General features: G+C 69.0%; 15 protein-coding genes and 1 pseudogene. 8 read left to right on the top strand and 8 right to left on the bottom strand.

All coding sequences use genetic code 11. The features are described 5' to 3' along the window. Positions 1-12: 12 nt before the first annotated feature. Positions 13-777 (top strand): 16S rRNA (adenine(1518)-N(6)/adenine(1519)-N(6))-dimethyltransferase RsmA, encoded by a 765-nt coding sequence (rsmA, locus tag AB7P10_RS07010; RefSeq protein ID WP_428293124.1) that lies wholly within the window; start codon positions 13-15, stop codon positions 775-777. Positions 778-1,046: 269 nt separating this feature from the next. Here rsmA and AB7P10_RS07005 read toward each other — a convergent pair. The 5 genes and pseudogenes from AB7P10_RS07005 to bfr form a co-directional block, all read right to left on the bottom strand. After that, positions 1,047-1,442, bottom strand: a pseudogene (locus tag AB7P10_RS07005) (barstar family protein); the annotation flags it as partial. A gap of 58 nt (positions 1,443-1,500) precedes the next feature. Beyond that, complete coding sequence (locus tag AB7P10_RS07000; protein WP_428293123.1) at positions 1,501-1,932, bottom strand: ribonuclease domain-containing protein; 432 nt, start codon at positions 1,930-1,932, stop codon at positions 1,501-1,503. Between the two features lie 222 nt (positions 1,933-2,154). Then, positions 2,155-4,482 carry an NADP-dependent malic enzyme gene (locus AB7P10_RS06995; protein ID WP_428293122.1) on the bottom strand — a complete coding sequence of 776 codons (2,328 nt, stop codon included), beginning with the start codon at positions 4,480-4,482 and terminating at the stop codon, positions 2,155-2,157. 241 nt (positions 4,483-4,723) lie between these two features. Continuing rightward, a complete protein-coding gene (locus AB7P10_RS06990; RefSeq protein ID WP_428293121.1) occupies positions 4,724-4,948 on the bottom strand; it encodes a (2Fe-2S)-binding protein in 225 nt (74 codons plus the stop codon). Between the two features lie 120 nt (positions 4,949-5,068). Next, positions 5,069-5,545 (bottom strand): bacterioferritin, encoded by a 477-nt coding sequence (gene bfr / locus AB7P10_RS06985; RefSeq protein ID WP_428293120.1) that lies wholly within the window; start codon positions 5,543-5,545, stop codon positions 5,069-5,071. A gap of 200 nt (positions 5,546-5,745) precedes the next feature. Between bfr and AB7P10_RS06980 the strand changes: the two genes are divergently transcribed. The 7 genes from AB7P10_RS06980 to AB7P10_RS06950 are packed head-to-tail and all read left to right on the top strand — an operon-like array spanning position 5,746 to position 12,898. After that, entirely contained in the window at positions 5,746-8,001 is a 2,256-nt protein-coding gene (locus AB7P10_RS06980) for a TonB-dependent hemoglobin/transferrin/lactoferrin family receptor (RefSeq protein ID WP_428293119.1), read from the top strand. 19 nt (positions 8,002-8,020) lie between these two features. Further along, complete coding sequence (locus AB7P10_RS06975) at positions 8,021-8,353, top strand: hypothetical protein (RefSeq protein WP_428293118.1); 333 nt, start codon at positions 8,021-8,023, stop codon at positions 8,351-8,353. Between the two features lie 41 nt (positions 8,354-8,394). Continuing rightward, positions 8,395-9,480 carry a hemin-degrading factor gene (locus AB7P10_RS06970; protein ID WP_428293117.1) on the top strand — a complete coding sequence of 362 codons (1,086 nt, stop codon included), beginning with the start codon at positions 8,395-8,397 and terminating at the stop codon, positions 9,478-9,480. Positions 9,481-9,511: 31 nt separating this feature from the next. Continuing rightward, positions 9,512-10,438, top strand: coding sequence for a heme/hemin ABC transporter substrate-binding protein (locus tag AB7P10_RS06965; RefSeq protein WP_428293116.1), 927 nt, complete (start codon positions 9,512-9,514; stop codon positions 10,436-10,438). Further along, positions 10,435-11,514 (top strand): FecCD family ABC transporter permease, encoded by a 1,080-nt coding sequence (locus AB7P10_RS06960; protein ID WP_428293115.1) that lies wholly within the window; start codon positions 10,435-10,437, stop codon positions 11,512-11,514. The genes AB7P10_RS06965 and AB7P10_RS06960 overlap by 4 nt, the downstream gene beginning before the upstream one ends. Then, a complete protein-coding gene (locus AB7P10_RS06955) occupies positions 11,511-12,461 on the top strand; it encodes a heme ABC transporter ATP-binding protein (protein WP_428293114.1) in 951 nt (316 codons plus the stop codon). Before AB7P10_RS06960 ends, AB7P10_RS06955 begins: the two co-directional genes overlap by 4 nt. Beyond that, a complete protein-coding gene (locus AB7P10_RS06950; protein WP_428293113.1) occupies positions 12,458-12,898 on the top strand; it encodes a hypothetical protein in 441 nt (146 codons plus the stop codon). Before AB7P10_RS06955 ends, AB7P10_RS06950 begins: the two co-directional genes overlap by 4 nt. 10 nt (positions 12,899-12,908) lie before the next feature. Here the strand turns inward: AB7P10_RS06950 and AB7P10_RS06945 are convergent, their stop codons facing one another. The 3 genes from AB7P10_RS06945 to AB7P10_RS06935 are packed head-to-tail and all read right to left on the bottom strand — an operon-like array spanning position 12,909 to position 16,586. After that, complete coding sequence (locus AB7P10_RS06945) at positions 12,909-14,030, bottom strand: DUF1513 domain-containing protein (RefSeq protein WP_428293112.1); 1,122 nt, start codon at positions 14,028-14,030, stop codon at positions 12,909-12,911. Then, entirely contained in the window at positions 14,014-15,096 is a 1,083-nt protein-coding gene (locus tag AB7P10_RS06940; protein ID WP_428293111.1) for an imelysin family protein, read from the bottom strand. The genes AB7P10_RS06945 and AB7P10_RS06940 overlap by 17 nt, the downstream gene beginning before the upstream one ends. After that, positions 15,093-16,586: a di-heme oxidoredictase family protein gene (locus AB7P10_RS06935; RefSeq protein ID WP_428293110.1), complete on the bottom strand. Its 1,494-nt coding sequence runs from the start codon at positions 16,584-16,586 to the stop codon at positions 15,093-15,095. The genes AB7P10_RS06940 and AB7P10_RS06935 overlap by 4 nt, the downstream gene beginning before the upstream one ends. Positions 16,587-16,646 lie beyond the last annotated feature (60 nt).

Genomic DNA, 16,646 nt, shown 5'->3' with positions numbered 1-16,646 from the left:
GACCGCCGGCGCATGAAACACGTCGCTCGCAGGCGCTTTGGCCAGCACTTCCTGACCGATCCGGTCATCATCGGCGCCATCGTGGACGCCATTGCTCCCGCCGCCGGCGATGCGATGGTGGAGATTGGCCCTGGCCTGGCGGCCTTGACCCAGCCGCTGGTGGAGCGCCTGGGTCAGCTCACCGTGATCGAGCTCGATCGCGACCTCGCGGCGCGCCTGCGCGGACACGGCCAGCTCAGCGTCATCGAGTCCGATGTGCTGAAGGTGGACTTCGGTGCCGTGGCGCGGCAGCTGGGCGCCCAGAAGCTGCGTGTGGTGGGCAACCTGCCCTACAACATTTCCACGCCCATCCTGTTTCACCTGCTCGACCATGTCGCCGCCGTGCAGGACCAGCACTTCATGCTGCAGAAGGAAGTGATCGACCGCATGGTGGCGCGCCCCTCGACCGCCGACTATGGCCGCCTCAGCGTGATGCTGCAGTGGCGCTATGCGATGGAGAACGTGCTGTTCGTGCCGCCCGAGAGCTTCGACCCGCCACCGCGCGTGGACAGCGCCATTGTGCGCATGCAGCCGCTGGCCGAGCCGCCGCAGATCGATGTGAAGCGTTTCGGCGAACTGGTGCAGGTCGCCTTCAGCCAGCGCCGCAAGATCCTGCGCAACACGCTCGGGCGCTGGCTGGACGAACAGGGCTACAGCGGCGACTTCGAACTGCAGCGCCGGGCCGAGGAAGTACCGGTGAGCGAATACGTCGCGCTCGCACAAATCACGCAGGCATGAAAAAGCCGCAGCAAGTGCTGCGGCCATCCAGAACACCGCAGGTCCGGCTTCGCCGGCCTGCAGGTGTTGCCCCCTTGAGGGGGTGACGCGCCGCAGGCGCGGCGCGGGGGTGGGCTATTTGGTCAGGCCGCGGCCAGCCAGTAACCCGCGTTGAAAGGGCTGCTCATGCGCAGCGCCATCGGGCTCACGTCCAGGATCTTGTCCGTGGGCATGGGTTCGTCGCTCTGCACTTCGATCGGCTCTTCGCCCTTGGGCGCGCGCGCGACCGAGAAGGAGTAGAAGCAGCGAAACGGGACCTTGCGATCCGACCAGTAGTCGGCCGCATCGCGGAAGATGTCGAGCAATTGCTCGCGTGCCTCCTTGTCGAACTTGGCGTGCGCGGGGATGTGCTCGAGCACCACGATGAACCCGGTTTGCGGCCCCGACTTGTGGACCATGTCGGTCATGCAGTCGTACAGCGCATCGAAGTTCTTGCCGAAGTGCGACGGCAGGGTGTACTGGGCGGCGATCAGCTCCAGCACGTCCTGCTTGCTCTGGGCCTTGGCCAGGTTGGCGTACAGGAAATGGTGCCCGAGGTGCTCGGCCGCTGCCTGCAGGTCTTTCACGCCATGGGCGCGAATCGACTGAACGATATTGGGGCGTACGTTACGAAGTGGCGTGTCCATCTCCGCGTCTCTTTCTAAATAAGGTCTAAGTTGAAAATCTGCTCACATCACCCAAGGCTCACTGCACGATCAGCCTGAAGCTGCTGTAGTGGTCTTCGGTGTAATAACACGCTTCAGGAGCCCGGGGCCGAAGCCCGCCGCACACGATCCGCCGGGCACCCCGGTGGTTCAGGCCCGGGGTGGGCACCGTGTATTCCCGGTAGTACCCCCGCTTTTCACCTGGCAACAGGCGTTCGCGATTGCCGAACACCGAACCGTCTTTCTCGTAGCGGAACGGTCCACCCTGTCGAATCCGGTCCATCACTTCCTGGCCCTGCAAGGGCAGGCCTGAAACCACCACCGTTGCGGAGTTCGATCCGCCAAGCTTCGTATCGGGAGCGCGGGCCTGCACCGCAATGGTGCCCAGCGCCGCCGCCAGGGCAGCCGCGATGCCCCAAGCGGCCACGCGGCGCAGCCCCCCTGAACGAACCCGGATCTGATTCAGACCCATGAAATCCCTTGCTGCTGATGACGTCAACCCATGACCCATGCGGCACAAAAGACAGACAAAAGTATGTATTTTGTGGTGCGTTTGAGGGCGGGTTAACCCTGAAATCCAAGCGCTCTAGTGTGCCTGAGGTGGGGGGAAATTGCAAGCGCCTGCTGAAATATTCAGCAAAACCCAGGCGGGGAAAATGTGTATAAAAGTTAGCGCTTGCTTTTTTGCAAAACGTCAGCGTGAAACGTTTGCGTCGGCCACGGTCAGGGCGGTCATATTGACGATGCGGCGCACCGTCGCGCTGGCCGTGAGGATGTGGACGGGCTTGTCAGCGCCCAGCAGCACCGGGCCGACGGCGATGTTGCCGCCGGCGGCGGTCTTGAGCAGGTTGTAGGCGATGTTCGCCGCGTCGATGTTGGGCAGCACCAGCAGGTTGGCCGCCCCCTTGAGGGTCGAATTCGGCATCAGGCGCTGGCGCGCGTCGGCGTCCAGCGCCACATCGCCGTGCATCTCGCCATCGACTTCCAGCCACGGTGCCTGTTCGCGCAGCAGGGCCAGCGTGCGGCGCATCTTCACCGCGCTGGCTTCGTCGCTGGAGCCAAAGTTGGAGTGCGAGAGCAGGGCGGCTTTGGGCTGCAGGCCGAAGCGCAGCATCTCCTCGGCGGCCATCACCGTGATCTCGCTCAGTTCCTCGGGGCTTGGGTCGCTGTTGACGTGGGTGTCCACCAGGAAGACCTGGCGCCCGGGCAGCATCAGGCCGTTCATGCAGGCGTAGATGCGCACGTCCTGTGCGGTGCTGGGGCTGCCGCCCTCGCGCTTGCCGATCACCTGGTCGATGTACTTGAGGTGGTGCTGGGTGGTGCCCCAGGTGCCGCAGATCAGGCCGTCGACCTCGCCCTTGTGCAGCAGCATCGAGCCGATCAGCGTGAGCCGGCGGCGCATCTCGATCTTGGCCAGCTGCTGGGTCACGCCCTTGCGCTCTGTCATGCGGTGGTAGGTCTGCCAGAAGTCGCGGTAGCGGTTGTCCTGCTCGACATTGACCACGTCGTAGTCAAGCTCCTCGCGCAGGCGCAGGCCGAATTTCTCGATGCGCTGCGCGATCACGGCCGGCCGACCGATCAGGGTCGGGCGCGCCAGGCCTTCGTCGACCACGATCTGGCAGGCGCGCAGCACGCGCTCTTCTTCGCCCTCGGCGTAGGCCACGCGCTTGCGCGCCGCCGTCTTGGCCGCCGAGAAGATCGGTTTCATGATGGTGCCCGAGGCGAACACGAAGCTCTGCAGCTTCTCGCGGTAGGCCGCCATGTCGGCGATCGGGCGCAGGGCTACGCCGCAGTCGGCCGCGGCCTGTGCCACCGCCGGCGCGATCTTCATCATCAGGCGCGGGTCGAACGGTTTGGGAATGAGGTACTCCCGGCCAAACGCCAGTTGCTCACCGGCGTAGGCGGCGGCCACCACTTCGCTCTGCTCGGCCTGCGCCAGCTCGGCGATCGCGTGCACTGCGGCGATCTCCATCTCGTCGGTGATGGTGGTCGCGCCGCAATCGAGCGCGCCGCGGAAGATGTACGGGAAACACAGGACGTTGTTGACCTGGTTCGGATAGTCCGTGCGCCCCGTGGCCATGATCACGTCGTCGCGCACCGCGTGCGCGTCCTCGGGTGCGATTTCGGGATTGGGGTTGGCCAGCGCGAAGATCACCGGATGGGGTGCCATCGACGACACCATCGCGGGCTTGAGCACGCCGCCAGCCGAAAGACCGAGGAACACGTCGGCGCCCTCCATCACTTCGGCGAGCTTGCGCTTGTCGGTTTTCTGCATGTACTGGCGCTTGTCGTCGTCCATGAGCTCCTCGCGGCCCTCGTAGACCACGCCGGCCAGGTCGGTGACGAACACGTTCTCGCGCTTGAGGCCGACCTTGAGCAGCAGATTCAGGCAAGCCAGCGCCGCCGCGCCCGCCCCCGAAGTGACCAGCTTGACCTTTGCGATGTCCTTGCCGGCCACCTTCAGGCCGTTGAGCATGGCGGCCGCCACCGTGATGGCGGTGCCGTGCTGGTCGTCGTGGAACACGGGAATCTTCATGCGCTTGCGCAGCTCGCGCTCCACGTAGAAGCAGTCCGGCGCCTTGATGTCCTCAAGGTTGATCGCGCCGAAGGTCGGCTCCAGAGCGGCGATCACCTCGACCAGCCGGGCCGGGTCCTTCTCGTCGATCTCGATGTCGAACACATCGACGCCGGCGAACTTCTTGAACAGCACGCCCTTGCCTTCCATCACTGGCTTGGCCGCCAGCGGGCCGATGTCGCCCAGGCCGAGCACGGCGGTGCCATTGGAGATGACGCCGACCAGGTTGCCGCGCGCGGTGTACTTGAAGGCATTGACCGGATCGGCCACGATTTCCTCGCAAGGGGCCGCCACGCCGGGCGAGTACGCCAGCGCCAGGTCGCGCTGGTTGGTGAGCTGCTTGGTGGCCGCGATGGCCACTTTGCCGGGGGTGGGGAACTCGTGGTACTCGAGCGCGGCGCGGCGCAGTTCGGCGCGTTTGTTCTCTTGGGTGTTTTCCATGCTCATCTGATGTCTCCGGCGGATCGTTATCTTGCTATGCGGAAAGGAGTTGCGCATTCTAAAGCGATGCGCGGGAAAACCCTAGTGCGTGGAAGTGCGTAAAGCGTTGTGGCGCCTGTGACTTTTCGAAGGGGAATCGCGCCCGCAAACGGGCGCTGGCGAGCCGATGCGACGCAGTATGCGGCAGCGCGGCCGCCATGGGCGGCCCGGGCAGGGAAAGTCAGGGGGGTGGTCCGCCGGGCGGGCTTCAGGCCGCAGCGGCCTGGGCCGGCAGCGTGGCCGGGTGCAGCTGCAAGTGCACCACCGACTGGTGCGGCGTGCACTCGGACCAGAGCGAGCGAGCGCAGGACTCGCACTGCCCACATTGCGTGGCCACGCCCAGTTCAAGCTGGATGTCGTCGAACGCCATGCCCGATCGCGCGGCACGTGCGATGGTCTGGTCACTGACGCGGTGGCAAACGCAAACGATCATGGGACGGTGGAACAGTCAAAGAGTCCGCAAATGATAATTGATCGTATTCAATAGATCAAAAAAAGCCCCGCGAGGGGCGGGGCTTTGTGGTCCATGGGGTACAGGCCGCAGGCCGGCCCTTCAGCTGGCTGAGCCCATCTGGCTCTGCAGGTAGTTCTGCAGGCCGACCTTGTCGACCAGCTCGATCTGGGTTTCCAGAAAGTCGATGTGCTCCTCGGTGTCGTCCAGGATCTCCTGCAGCAGGTCGCGAGAGACGTAGTCGCGCACGGACTCGCAGTGCGCAATGCCGTCCTTGATGGTCTTCTGGGCGGCGGTCTCCAGCCCCAGGTCGCTCTTGAGGATCTCGGGCACGCTCTCGCCGATGTGCAGCTTGCCCAGGTCCTGCAGGTTGGGCAGGCCGTCGAGCATGAAGATGCGGTCCATGAGCTTGTCGGCGTGCTTCATCTCGCCGATGGACTCTTCGTATTCCTTGCCCGCCAGCTTGTCCAGGCCCCAGTGCTTGAGCATGCGGTAGTGGACAAAGTACTGATTGATCGCGGTCAGCTCGTTCTTGAGCTGTGCCTGCAGGTGGCCGATGGCCTTCGCGTCGCCTTTCATGGGTGCGCTCCTTTCCATTTTTGTGTTGACAGGCAGGCATTGTGCGCGTTGCGTGCTATCGATTCCGTCTTGAGAATCGGTACATCTTGCAAATAGGAATCATTCGCATATAATTGCCTCTTTGCCAGCCAGCACCCGGGCCGCCTGCCTGAGGTCGTGACGCCAGCCCCGTTCTCCAACCCTTTGGACCAGGTGCCGTCTTGACCTCCTCGCACAAGCATTCCCCGACCCGCTTTCCCCGGCTGGCGCTCAGCCCGCTGTTTCTCGCCTGTCTCGCACTGCTCGCCAGTCCAGCCCATGCCCAGGGCGCCGGGCAAGACGCCTTGACGGCGCAGGCCGGCAACGCCGCGCCCGCGCTGCGCACCGTGGTCATCAGCGGTTCGCGCAGCGAGCGCGCACTCGACGAAGTGCCGGCGGCCATCGACCTGCTCGAAGGCGAAGACCTGGACCCGGCGCGCGTGCAGGACATCCGCGACCTGGTGCGCGAGCTGCCCAATGTGAGCGTCAAGCGTGCGCCGGTGCGCTTTGGTGGCGTGACCGGCAACGTGGGGCGCGACGGCAACGCCGGTTTCAACATCCGGGGCCTGGAAGGCAACCGCGTGCTGCTCACGATCGACGGCATCCGCGTGCCGCGCGAGCTCAGCAGTGGCGTGTTCGGCCCGGCCGCCTTCGGCCGCGACTACTACGACCTGGGCCTGATCTCGCGAGTGGAGCTCCTTCGCGGGGCCAACTCGGCCCTGTATGGCTCCGATGGCCTGGCCGGCATGGTCGCCATGTTCACCACCGAGCCGAAGGACCTGCTCAGGCCCGGCCAGACGCTGGGTGGTCGCGTCGGGCTGAGCTACGACGGCGAGGACGGCGGCCGCCGCATCGGCGCGACGCTCGCGGGGGTCGCCAGCGACACCCTGCAGTGGCTGGGCAGCGTGCAGGTCGGCCGCAGCCGGGAGCTGGACAACCAGGGCGAAAACCATGCGCTCAACAGCACCCGCACGGCGCCCAACCCGCAGAAGGATGAGCAGGTGTCGGTGATGGGCAAGCTGGTCTTCACGCCCGGTGGTGGACAGCGCCACGTCGTCACCGCCGAGCACGTCGACAAGCAGAGCGAGGTGGAGGCCTACAGTGGGCGCGCACCGGTGATCTCGGCCGCCACGCATGTGGGTGATCTCGACGGCACCTCCGACATGGTGCGCAGCCGCGTGAGCTGGGATGGCCGATTCCCGGTCGCCTCCGCGTGGGCCGACGAGTTGCGCGCGATGGTGGGCTACCAGGCCTCGGAATCGCAGGAGGTGACGCACGAATACCGCCCGCTGCAGCCGGCCGCCACCCAGAACCGCGTGCGCGACGTCACCTACCGCGAACGCATCCTGCAAGCGGTGTTGCAGGCCGAGAAGCTGCGCCCCCTGGGCGGCAACTGGTCGCAGAAGCTGGTCTATGGCGTCGATGTCTCACGCGCCAGCCTGGACAACCTCGTCACCGGCGTGAACGGTCCGTCGTACGAAAGCTATCCGCTGCAGCGCTTTCCCGAGACCATCGAGACGACTTCGGCGCTGTTCGTGCAGAGCGAGTTCGCCAGCGACCGCTGGAGCCTCATTCCGGCGCTGCGCTACGACCGCGTGGCGCTGGACGCGCGCAGCAGCCCGCTGTATCCGTTGCAGCCGGCCTCGCTGTCCAATGGAGCGCTCACACCCAAGCTGGGCGCGATCTGGCGCGGCGGCGAGCACTGGAGCGTGTTTGGCAACCTGGCTGCGGGCTTCAGGTCGCCCAGCCCGCTGCAGTTGAACAACTACTTCCAGAACCCCTTCGGCAACTACGAAGCCATTCCCAACCCCAACCTGCGCCCGGAGAAGAGCCGCACGCTGGAACTGGGCACACGCGGTTCGTCCGGCGTGATCGAATGGGAGGCGGTGGCCTTCACCGGACGCTACAAGGACTTCATCGAAGACCTGGTGACGGTGCAGACCGCGCCGGTGCTGCAATTCCAGTCGGTCAACCGCCAGTCGGTCACCTTGCGTGGCTTCGAACTCAAGGGCTCGGCGCGGCTCTCCGCCCGCACCACGCTGCGCGCGGCCTATGGCCAGACCCGGGGCACGGACACCGCGCGCAACCTGCCGCTGAATTCGGTAAACCCGGCCCGACTGGTGCTCGGCGTCGACCACCGCCTGGGTGACTGGAGCCTGGGCGCCTCGCTCAGCCACAGCGCGAAGAAGTCCGCCAGCGACATCGACACCAGCGGCACGGCCAACCAGTTCGCCACGCCCTCGTACACCACGCTGGACCTGCGCGCGAGCTGGCAGGTCAACCGCTCGACGCGCCTGAGCGCCGCCATCCACAACCTGACCGACCGCAAGTACTGGGAGTGGACCAACGTGCGCGGCATCGCGGCGAACGACCCGGTGCTGGACGCCTACACCGCCCCCGGGCGCAGCCTGTCGGTGGCGCTCGTCACCGACTTCTAGCCACCTCAGAGGAGCCGCCATGCCTTCAGCACAGCCACACGCCAACGAGACCGCCGACGAGGAGTACACGATGCCCTGCGTGGAGGCGCTGCTGGCCGGCACGCTGGCGCTCATGACCGGCTACGCGCAAAGCGCGTGCGACTGCCCGCACCGCGCCGCGATGGCGCGCAAGCTGGTGTGCAACCTGTACCACCTCTCGGAGCACCCGCAACTCTCGTCGCCGATGCGGACCATGGTGGGCAATCTGCGCACGCGCTGGCAGATCGAGGTGGAGAACGCCGCCGATGTGGCGGCCGCTGAAGAGATTCGGGCCACCACCCTGTGGCATGCCACACCCGCCAGCGTGCAGTGAAGCACCGCCAGCGACCCCAATCCATCCCCAAGGAGAACACCATGAATGCCCACGACATCCGCGCAGCCTTCCAGACCGTTCGCGCCAGCGGCCTGCGGGCCCGGGAAGCCGCCGAAGCCATCGGCCTGAGCGAAGGCGCCGCCATCGCCGCGCATGGCGGCGCCCACGATGCGCCCCTGCAGGCCACGGCGCTGCGGCCCGACTGGCTGGGCCTGTTGCAGGCGCTCGAAGCCTGCGGCCCGCTGATGGCGCTCACGCGCAACGAGACCACGGTGCATGAGAAGACTGGCGTCTACCAGAAGGTCTCGGCCAGCGGCCCCGTGGGGCTGGCGTTGGGCGAGCACATCGACCTGCGCCTGTTCTTCAACCAGTGGCACGCGGGCTTCGCGGTGGCCGAGGCGCTGAAGTCGCAGCACGGCATGGCCGTGCCGAGCCTGCAGTTTTTCGACCGCCACGGCGTGGCGGTGCACAAGATCTTCGTGCGCGAGCAGACCGACCTGGCCGCCTGGCGGCGCGTGATCGAACTGCATGGCGGCGACCGCTCCGAAATCGAATTCGCGCCGCGCGCCGCTGAGGGCACATCCGCGCCGCAACCCCCGGTGGACGCCACGGCGTTCGGCGCGGCCTGGGGCGCGATGACGGACACGCACCAGTTCTTTCCCCTGCTCAAGCAGTTTGGCCTGGAGCGCCAGCAGGGATTTCGCCTGGTGGAGGGCCGCTACACGCACCGCGTGGAAACCGCCGCCGTGCGCGAACTGCTGATGGAAGCCGCCTTCGACGGCACGCCCATCATGGTGTTCGTGGGCAGCCCGGGCTGCATCCAGATCCACACCGGCCCGGTCCAGCGGATCGCGCCCATGGAGATGCAGGACAAGACCTGGCTCAACGTGCTCGATCCTGGTTTCAATCTGCATTTGCGCGAAGACCTGATCCAGGACGTGTGGGTGGTGGAAAAACCAACCGCCGATGGCGTGGTGACCTCGGTCGAAGCCTTTGACGCGCGGGGCGAACTCATGGCCATGTTCTTCGGCGCGCGCAAGCCCGGCCAGGCCGAACTGCTCGCCTGGCGCCACATCGTGGCGCACCTGCAGGCCGCGGCGCAGCCGCACGCCTCGGTGGCTGCATGAGTCACCCATCCCGGACACCGCTCCAGCACCCATGAAATCACCGTTGCGATCATTCCCTTCCGCGGGCACCTCGCGCAGAAGCGCGTTGCAGAAACTCTCTGCGGCCGCGCTGGCCGGCGCTGCTGCGTCAGCGGCAGGCTGGCCTTTGCGACCAGTGGCGGCGGCGCCTTCGGCCCCGCGTCTCATCACCGTCGGCGGCGGCATCACCGAGGTGGTGTACGCACTGGGCGCGCAGGACCAGCTGGTCGGCACCGACACCACCAGCCTGTACCCTGCGGCAGCGCAAGCGACGCCCAAGGTGGGTTACATGCGCCAGCTCTCCGCCGAGGGCCTGCTCTCCTTGCGGCCGGATGCGGTGGTCGCCGGCAGCGACGCCGGCCCGCCAGTGGTGCTGGACCAGTTGCGCAGCGCGGGCGTGCGCGTGGAACTGGTGAACGCCGACCACAGCTGGGATGAGGTGCGACGCAAGGTGGCGGCCGTGGGCCGCGCTGCGGGGCGCGAAGCGGCCGCGCGCGAACTGCAGATCGGACTGGACGCGCGCTGGCAGGCGGTGATGGCGCGCGTGCAGGCCGCGAAGGCGCCGGGCCCGAGGATCCTGTTCGTGCTCTCGCACAGCGGCAGCCCCATGGTGGCGGGCGAGAAGACGGCGGCCGATGCGCTGATCCGCTTCATCGGTGCGCGCAACGCGCTCGGCGGTTTCCAGGGCTACCGCCCGATGACCGCCGAAGCCATGGCGCAGGCCGCGCCCGACGTGATCCTGACCACCACCCAGGGCATCGAGGCCATCGGCGGCGAGGCCGCGTTCTGGCAACGCCCCGAACTCGCCCTCACGCCCGCCTTCGAGCGCCGCGCCAGCGCCCGCACCCTGGTGCACCTGGACGCGCTGGAGCTGCTGGGCTTCGGCCCGCGCCTGCCCAGCGTGGTCGAGCGTTTGCACAACCAGCTGGTGCGCTCATGAACACAGCCGTCGCCACGGTGGCGCGTGCCGGCACGGGCCGGTGGACGCCGAAGCGCCTCTCGGGCCCGAGCCTGCTGGGGGCGCTGGGCGCGCTGCTGCTGCTCACGCTGCTGTGGGCCGCCGGCGAAGGCGCCTACAGCCTGCCCTTGCGCGACCTGCCCGCCGTGTTGCTGGGCACGGGCGCGGCCCACTCGGGCGCCGAGCTGGTGTTCTTCCACATCCGTCTGCCGCGCCTGGTGCTGGGGCTGGCCGCCGGGGCCGGGCTGGGACTGGCCGGCGCGCTGATGCAGGGCCTGTTCCGCAACCCGCTGGCCGATCCCGGCCTGATCGGCGTGAGCAGCGGCGCGGCGCTGGCCGCGGGCGCCACCATCGTGATGGGCAGCCTGTGGTTCCCCGAGCTGCCGCGCGCGCTGGGCAGCTGGACGCTGGTGCTCATGGCCTTTGGCGGTGGCCTCGCGGTCACGGTGCTGATCTACCTGCTCTCGCGCGGCGAAGGGGGCACGCGCGTGGGGCTGATGCTGCTGGCCGGCATCGCCGTGAACGCGCTGGCCGGCGCCGGCCTGGGCCTGCTCAACTTCCTGGCCACCGACGAACAATTGCGCAACCTGCAGTTCTGGCTCCTCGGCAGCCTGGGCGGCGCGCGCTGGAGCGCGGTGGCGCTGGTCGGCGGGATCACGCTGGCGGCGGGCGTGGTGGGCCTGCGCCTGGCGCGCCCGCTCAACGCGCTGGCGCTGGGCGAGGCGCAGGCGGTGCTGCTGGGCGTGTCGGTGGAACGCGTGAAGCGGATCGCCATCGTGGCCACCGCGTTGGCCGTGGGCGCGGTCACGGCCACCACCGGCATCATCGGTTTCATCGGCCTGGTCGCGCCACACATGGTGCGGCTGGTGGCCGGCCCGGACCACCGCTGGGTGCTGCCAGGCTCGGCGCTGCTGGGCGCCGTGCTGGTGCTGGCGGCCGACGCGGTGGCGCGCACCCTGCTGCAACCGGCCGAGTTGCCGCTGGGCGTGCTCACCGCAGTGGTGGGCGTGCCGTTCTTCCTGCTGCTGCTGCGCAGCGCGCACGGGCGGCGGCTGTGAACGCGCGCCTGCTGGACGCCGACTGGCGCAGCGCCTGTGGAGAGCTGCCAGGCGGTGAACGGCCGCTCTGGCTCGATGACGACGTCGATGAAGACACCGCAACCGATGTACGAGCCCTGCCCGAGGGACATGGCCTGTGCGCGATGGACGTGGGTGTGCGCGCGGGCACCCGCGCCCTGCTCCAGGGCGTGAGCCTGCAGCTGGCACCGGGCGAGGTCGGTGCCATTCTGGGGCCCAACGGCGCGGGCAAGTCGACTCTGCTGTCGGTGCTGGCCGGCCTGCGCGCGCCCGACAGTGGTTGCGTGACGATCAACCGCCAGGACGTGGCGCCCGAGCGGGCGCACGCGCTGGCACGACAGCGCGCCGTGCTGCCGCAGGAGACCGCCGTGGCGTTCGACTTCCGCGTGCAGGAAGTGGTGGAGCTCGGGCGCTACCCGCACCACCAGCACCCCGCGCGCGACGAGGCCGCGATCGTGCAGGCGGCCATGGTCGCCACCGGGGTGGCCGCAATGGCCGATCGCAGCCTGGCCAGCCTGAGCGGTGGCGAGCGCGCACGCGCGCAGCTCGCGCGCGTCATGGCGCAGATCTGGGAGCCCAGCGCCGACGGCGCGCCACGCTGGATGCTGCTGGACGAACCCACCGCCGCGCTCGATCTGCGCCACCAGCACGAGACGCTGCGCACCGTGCAGCGCTGGGCGCGCGAACAGGGCGTGGGCGTGCTGGCGGTGCTGCACGACCCCAACCTCGCGCTGCGCTACGCCGACCGCGTGTGGGTGCTCGATGGCGGCGTGCTGCAGAGCAGCGGCCCGCCCGCTCAGGTGCTGCGGCCCGCGCTGGTGCAGCGCGTGTGGCAGGTGCAGGCCAGCACCGTGTGCGCGGCCGACGGCGTGGCGCAACTGCTCATCGCGGCCGGCGAGCCGCTCACGTCAGGGAAGGAACCCACATGACACAGAAGACGATGCCATCGCACGTCCTGGCGCGTTACGACGGCGCTGACGCGCGCGAGGTTTCCATCGAACACGCGGCGCTCGCGCGCCAGCTGGCCAGCCTGCAGCGGCGCGTGAGCGAACAGGTTCGCGCCAGTGCGCGGCAGGTGCGCGGGCTGGAAGACGAAGTGCTTTGCCTGCGCGCGCAACTCGTCCTGGCGCGCACCTGTCTGCTCTGGGGTCTGGGCGTGGCTGCGGGGTTGCAGTCCGTGCCCCGGCGCGCGCGCACGGCGGTGACGGCGCCCGCGCCGACCATGGCAGAGGCCAGCAGCGTGATCTGCCAGACCGGCTGTGTGGGCCACGCCCATCCCTGGCTGGAGGCCGATGGTCAGTGCCGCCGGACGGGGGTGGCCTGCGAGCGGTACGCGGGCAGTGCCAGCGGCGTCGACACGGACTGACCGCGCCGCGTCAGGCCTTCGGCCAGGCCATCCAGTGGTTGTCGAACTGCACGCTGGCTGCGCCGTTGCGGGCCTCTTGCCCTTCGGGCGCGCACCACACGCCCTCGGCGCCACTGGCCCACCAGTGGCCCGCCGAGGCGGCCAGCGCGTAGGCCTCGCGGTGCGCCACGTTGCGCGCCCAGTGCGCGTCGGCGCGGTACTCGGCCAGTGCGTCGACGCGCGGGCAGCTCACCACGAAACCACCGCCGGGGCGCGCGCAGATGTCGCCGCCGTAGCCCTGCACCGCCGGCTGGCCCAGCGCGGCCCGCAGGCGCTGGCCATCCCAGGCGGCGAACACGGGCGCCCGCTGCTTTGCGCCAGCGTCCGGGTGTTCGGCCTGCAGCGCGATGCCGACCTGCCGCGAGACCGGGTCCCAGGCGAGGTGGCGGATGCTCAGGGACGGGTCGTCCAGCCGCCACTGGCCGAGCAGGGCGCCGTCGCGCGGGTCGAGCGCCACCAGCGAGGCGTCCATGCGGTCCAGGTGGCGCTTGCTGCGCCCGGTCTCGGGCAGGGTGGGAACGCCGCCGTTGGCCACGATCAGGCTGCCGGCGGGGATGTCGCCCACGCGCTCGGGCAGCACCATCAGCTCGTGCGGGTCCATGCCGCCCGTGGCCCATTCGCCATGCTTGCGCAGCGAGCGCGCGTCGCGCACGGCCAGCTTGCCCTGGGCCGTCTCCAGGTCGGTCTCGGTGGTCCAGACCGTGCGGCCGTCCGCGCTGGCGATGGCATGGCCGTTGAAGCGGCGGTCGTCCTCGATCCAGTGCCATTGCGTCTGCCCGCTCGCCGGATGCCAGCGCAGCAGCCAGTCGCCCGGTCGGCGCGCCGTGGCCAGCACGCTGCCGCCGGGTTCCACCATCAGCCCGTGCGCGCGCGTGGGCACGGCCAGCGCGCGCTGCACCGACCAGCGCGCACCGTCCACCGCAATGACGCCAATATGGTGCTCGCTGGGTGTCTGCCAGGCGGCGACAAGGCGCGTGGCACGTCCGGCCTGAGCCGTCCGCGCGGTGGGCGCGCAAGCCAGCGCCGTGGCCGCCAGCAGCCACCGGCGGCGCGACAACACGGTCTCGAGCGCGCCCTCAATCACCGTCGGCATCGGAGAAGCCCAGAGGCACGTCCAGCGCGGCCGCCACTTCGTTCTGGAACAGCACGGTGACGGCCTTCATCGATTTCGTGACGGCCAGCAATTCGCTCTCGCTCGAATCCGGTGTGAGCCGGCCCACGCCGGCGTCCACCTGGTCCAGCGCCCGGCCCCAGCGTGCGGCCAGCGCCAGCTGGCCCCGGCCCATGAGCAGCGCCTCCATGGGCACCAGCGCCTGGCCGGCGGCAGGCGGCGGCGTGCCCGGTGGCAGGCGGCCCTGCGTGTACAGGCTGTGCCACTGCGCGCGCCAGTCGCGCAGGCTGGTGTCGCGGTTCAGGCGGGCATAGGGGACGGGTTCGCCGGTGGCGGCCTTGCCGGTGGTCTGGTGCGTGGTGATGGGTTTTTCGATGTGGGCCCAGCGCAGTCGCTCCAGCCCGGCGAGCCACTGGTTCACCCACTCGGCGAGCGCGGCGGTGGCGGCCTCGGGCTCGTCTTGCCATCCGCGCGTGACCAAGGGGGTGAATGCGGCGTCGAGCGCGCTCGCCTCGGCGGCAATGCCCTGCGCCACCAGTTCGCCAAAGCGGCAGGCGTCGGCCGCCGGAGGCTGCGTGGCCCAGCGCTGCATCAGCAGCTCCAGCGCGGGGAAGCCCTTGGCGGGCGTGCCCACGCGCTCCATGTCCGCCAGGGTCGAGGGCTTCTTGTCCATCGAGCGGCGCAGCAAGGCGGGGCGGGTCGGCCAGAAGTCAATCTGGCGCTGCGAGCGCCGCGCGACCAGCGGGCCCACGGACGGCGTGGACAGCGCCTCCCAGCTCATGAGCGTGCCCTGCCATTGCGCACGCAGCGCGGGCAGGTCCAGCTGGCCCTTGCAGTACTGCGTGGCGGCGTCCACCAGCCGGTCGGACTGGCGCTGGAAGTCGCGCGCCAGCGGTGGCAGGTGGTGCGTGTAGAGGCCCTGCAAGGCCTGTTCGGCGGAGTAATACGGTGCTGCGACCACGGGCGCGGTCTGTGCCCGGGCCAGGGTGGCGGTACCCAGCGCCAGGGCCAGCAGCATGGCGGCCCGGTGGATGGCTGAAAGGTTCATAGCGACTCCACGAATTTCACCAACGCCTGTCGGTCGCGGCGATTCATCTTCAAGACCTGTTCCCTGGAGGGCTTAGCCTCGCCGCCATGCCACAGGATGGCCTCAAGCACGCCGTTGGCGCGCCCATCGTGCAGCAACCGCGTGTGGCCGTTGACATCCTGGATGAGGCCGATGCCCCACAGCGGCGGCGTCTTCCACTGGCTGCCACTGGCCTGGTGGTCGGGGCGGCCGTCCGCGAGACCGGGTCCCATGTCGTGCAGCAGCAGGTCGGTGTAGGGCCAGATGCGCTGCCCCTTGAGCGCGGGGCTGGTGAACCGGGGGAACGGGCCTTCGGCGGTCATGTAGCTCGGGCGGTGACAGGCCGCGCACTGGGCCTGCGCGAACAGCGCCTGTCCGCGCAGCACCTGCGCGTCCTTCGCATGGCGGCGCGCGGCCGGCGCCAGCGTGGCCTGGTAGAAGATCACGTGGCCCAGGGTTTCGTCGTCGATCTCCGGGGGCGTGCCGCGGGCGGTGGCCGCGGGCACGATGCCGTCGCTCCCGCGGGTGCGGCCGCCACCGTGCGGCGCGGCCAGGCAGTCCTTCTGGGTCGGTGTGCAGGTCTCCAGCGGCAACACGCTGGAGGTGATGCCGATGTCGCCATGGAAGGCGCCGGCGGTCTGGTGCGCAAGGCTCGCCACATTGGCCTTCCAGCCGAAGCGGCCGACGCGCTCTTCTTGCGCGAACATGTCCCACACGCGATTGACCTGGCCCTTGACCGGGCCGGGCGCGGCGGCCTGCTCGCGCGCGTTGCGCAGGATCTCGGCCTCGGGAATGGCCTCGATCAGGCCGATGCCGGCGAGCTGCGGTGCGACGCGCGGGCTGACCATGAGGCCGGGCGCGAATGGCCCGTAGGCCAGGTCGGTCAGCGTGTACAGCGGTTGCTGCAGGGTGTAGCGCGTGCCGTCGGCGAAGCGGCCGTGGATCGGCCGCTGGCGGATTTCCACCCGGCCCTCGGGCTGGACGCCCTGGATGGCGGCGTTGTTGAACTGGTCGCCGTACACCGGGTCGGGGCGCACGCCGGCCTTTGCGTCGGGCGTGCCTGCGACCGAAAGGCGCATGAGCAGCCCGACCGTACCCTCCGGCTCCGGACCGAGCGTGTTCTTCCACGGCGGTGGTTCACCCCGGCCGTCGAGGGCGTGGCAGCCCGCGCACGAACGCGCAATGAAGTGCGGGCCCAGGCCGTCGCGCGCGGTGGTCGAGGCCGGCGCCTCGACCCAGTTGCGCTTGAAGAACGAATTGCCGATCACGAAGCGCGTGCGCCCCGCGTCGTCCAGATTGGCCAGCGGGAACGAAAACGCGTTCTTGCCGGTGGCATACACGGTGGTGACGCCACCGGTCTTCTCGCCCAGCGGATCGGGTGCCTCATCGGCGCGCAGGACGAGCGCAGCAGAGCCGCAGAGCAGGACCCCCATGGCGAGCGCGAGGCGCATGGCTTTGGGATGAAGTGGCATGGTGAAAGAACCTGTGTGCAGATGAGCAGCCGGAGCGAAGCGATGTCAGACCAGAGGCGT

The organism is Hydrogenophaga sp. (assembly GCF_050182545.1).
Taxonomy (GTDB): domain Bacteria; phylum Pseudomonadota; class Gammaproteobacteria; order Burkholderiales; family Burkholderiaceae_C; genus Hydrogenophaga.
This window is presented reverse-complemented; position numbering and strand designations above follow the sequence as displayed.

What these genes read in the sequence shown, in the direction of transcription:
- rsmA (WP_428293124.1), top strand. Translation starts at nt 13, where the DNA reads ATGAAACACGTCGCTCGCAGGCGCTTTGGCCAGCACTTCCTGACCGAT.
- AB7P10_RS07000 (WP_428293123.1), bottom strand. Translation starts at nt 1,932, where the DNA reads ATGGGTCTGAATCAGATCCGGGTTCGTTCAGGGGGGCTGCGCCGCGTG.
- AB7P10_RS06995 (WP_428293122.1), bottom strand. Translation starts at nt 4,482, where the DNA reads ATGAGCATGGAAAACACCCAAGAGAACAAACGCGCCGAACTGCGCCGC.
- AB7P10_RS06990 (WP_428293121.1), bottom strand. Translation starts at nt 4,948, where the DNA reads ATGATCGTTTGCGTTTGCCACCGCGTCAGTGACCAGACCATCGCACGT.
- bfr (WP_428293120.1), bottom strand. Translation starts at nt 5,545, where the DNA reads ATGAAAGGCGACGCGAAGGCCATCGGCCACCTGCAGGCACAGCTCAAG.
- AB7P10_RS06975 (WP_428293118.1), top strand. Translation starts at nt 8,021, where the DNA reads ATGCCTTCAGCACAGCCACACGCCAACGAGACCGCCGACGAGGAGTAC.
- AB7P10_RS06970 (WP_428293117.1), top strand. Translation starts at nt 8,395, where the DNA reads ATGAATGCCCACGACATCCGCGCAGCCTTCCAGACCGTTCGCGCCAGC.
- AB7P10_RS06965 (WP_428293116.1), top strand. Translation starts at nt 9,512, where the DNA reads ATGAAATCACCGTTGCGATCATTCCCTTCCGCGGGCACCTCGCGCAGA.
- AB7P10_RS06960 (WP_428293115.1), top strand. Translation starts at nt 10,435, where the DNA reads ATGAACACAGCCGTCGCCACGGTGGCGCGTGCCGGCACGGGCCGGTGG.
- AB7P10_RS06950 (WP_428293113.1), top strand. Translation starts at nt 12,458, where the DNA reads ATGACACAGAAGACGATGCCATCGCACGTCCTGGCGCGTTACGACGGC.
- AB7P10_RS06945 (WP_428293112.1), bottom strand. Translation starts at nt 14,030, where the DNA reads ATGCCGACGGTGATTGAGGGCGCGCTCGAGACCGTGTTGTCGCGCCGC.
- AB7P10_RS06940 (WP_428293111.1), bottom strand. Translation starts at nt 15,096, where the DNA reads ATGAACCTTTCAGCCATCCACCGGGCCGCCATGCTGCTGGCCCTGGCG.
- AB7P10_RS06935 (WP_428293110.1), bottom strand. Translation starts at nt 16,586, where the DNA reads ATGCCACTTCATCCCAAAGCCATGCGCCTCGCGCTCGCCATGGGGGTC.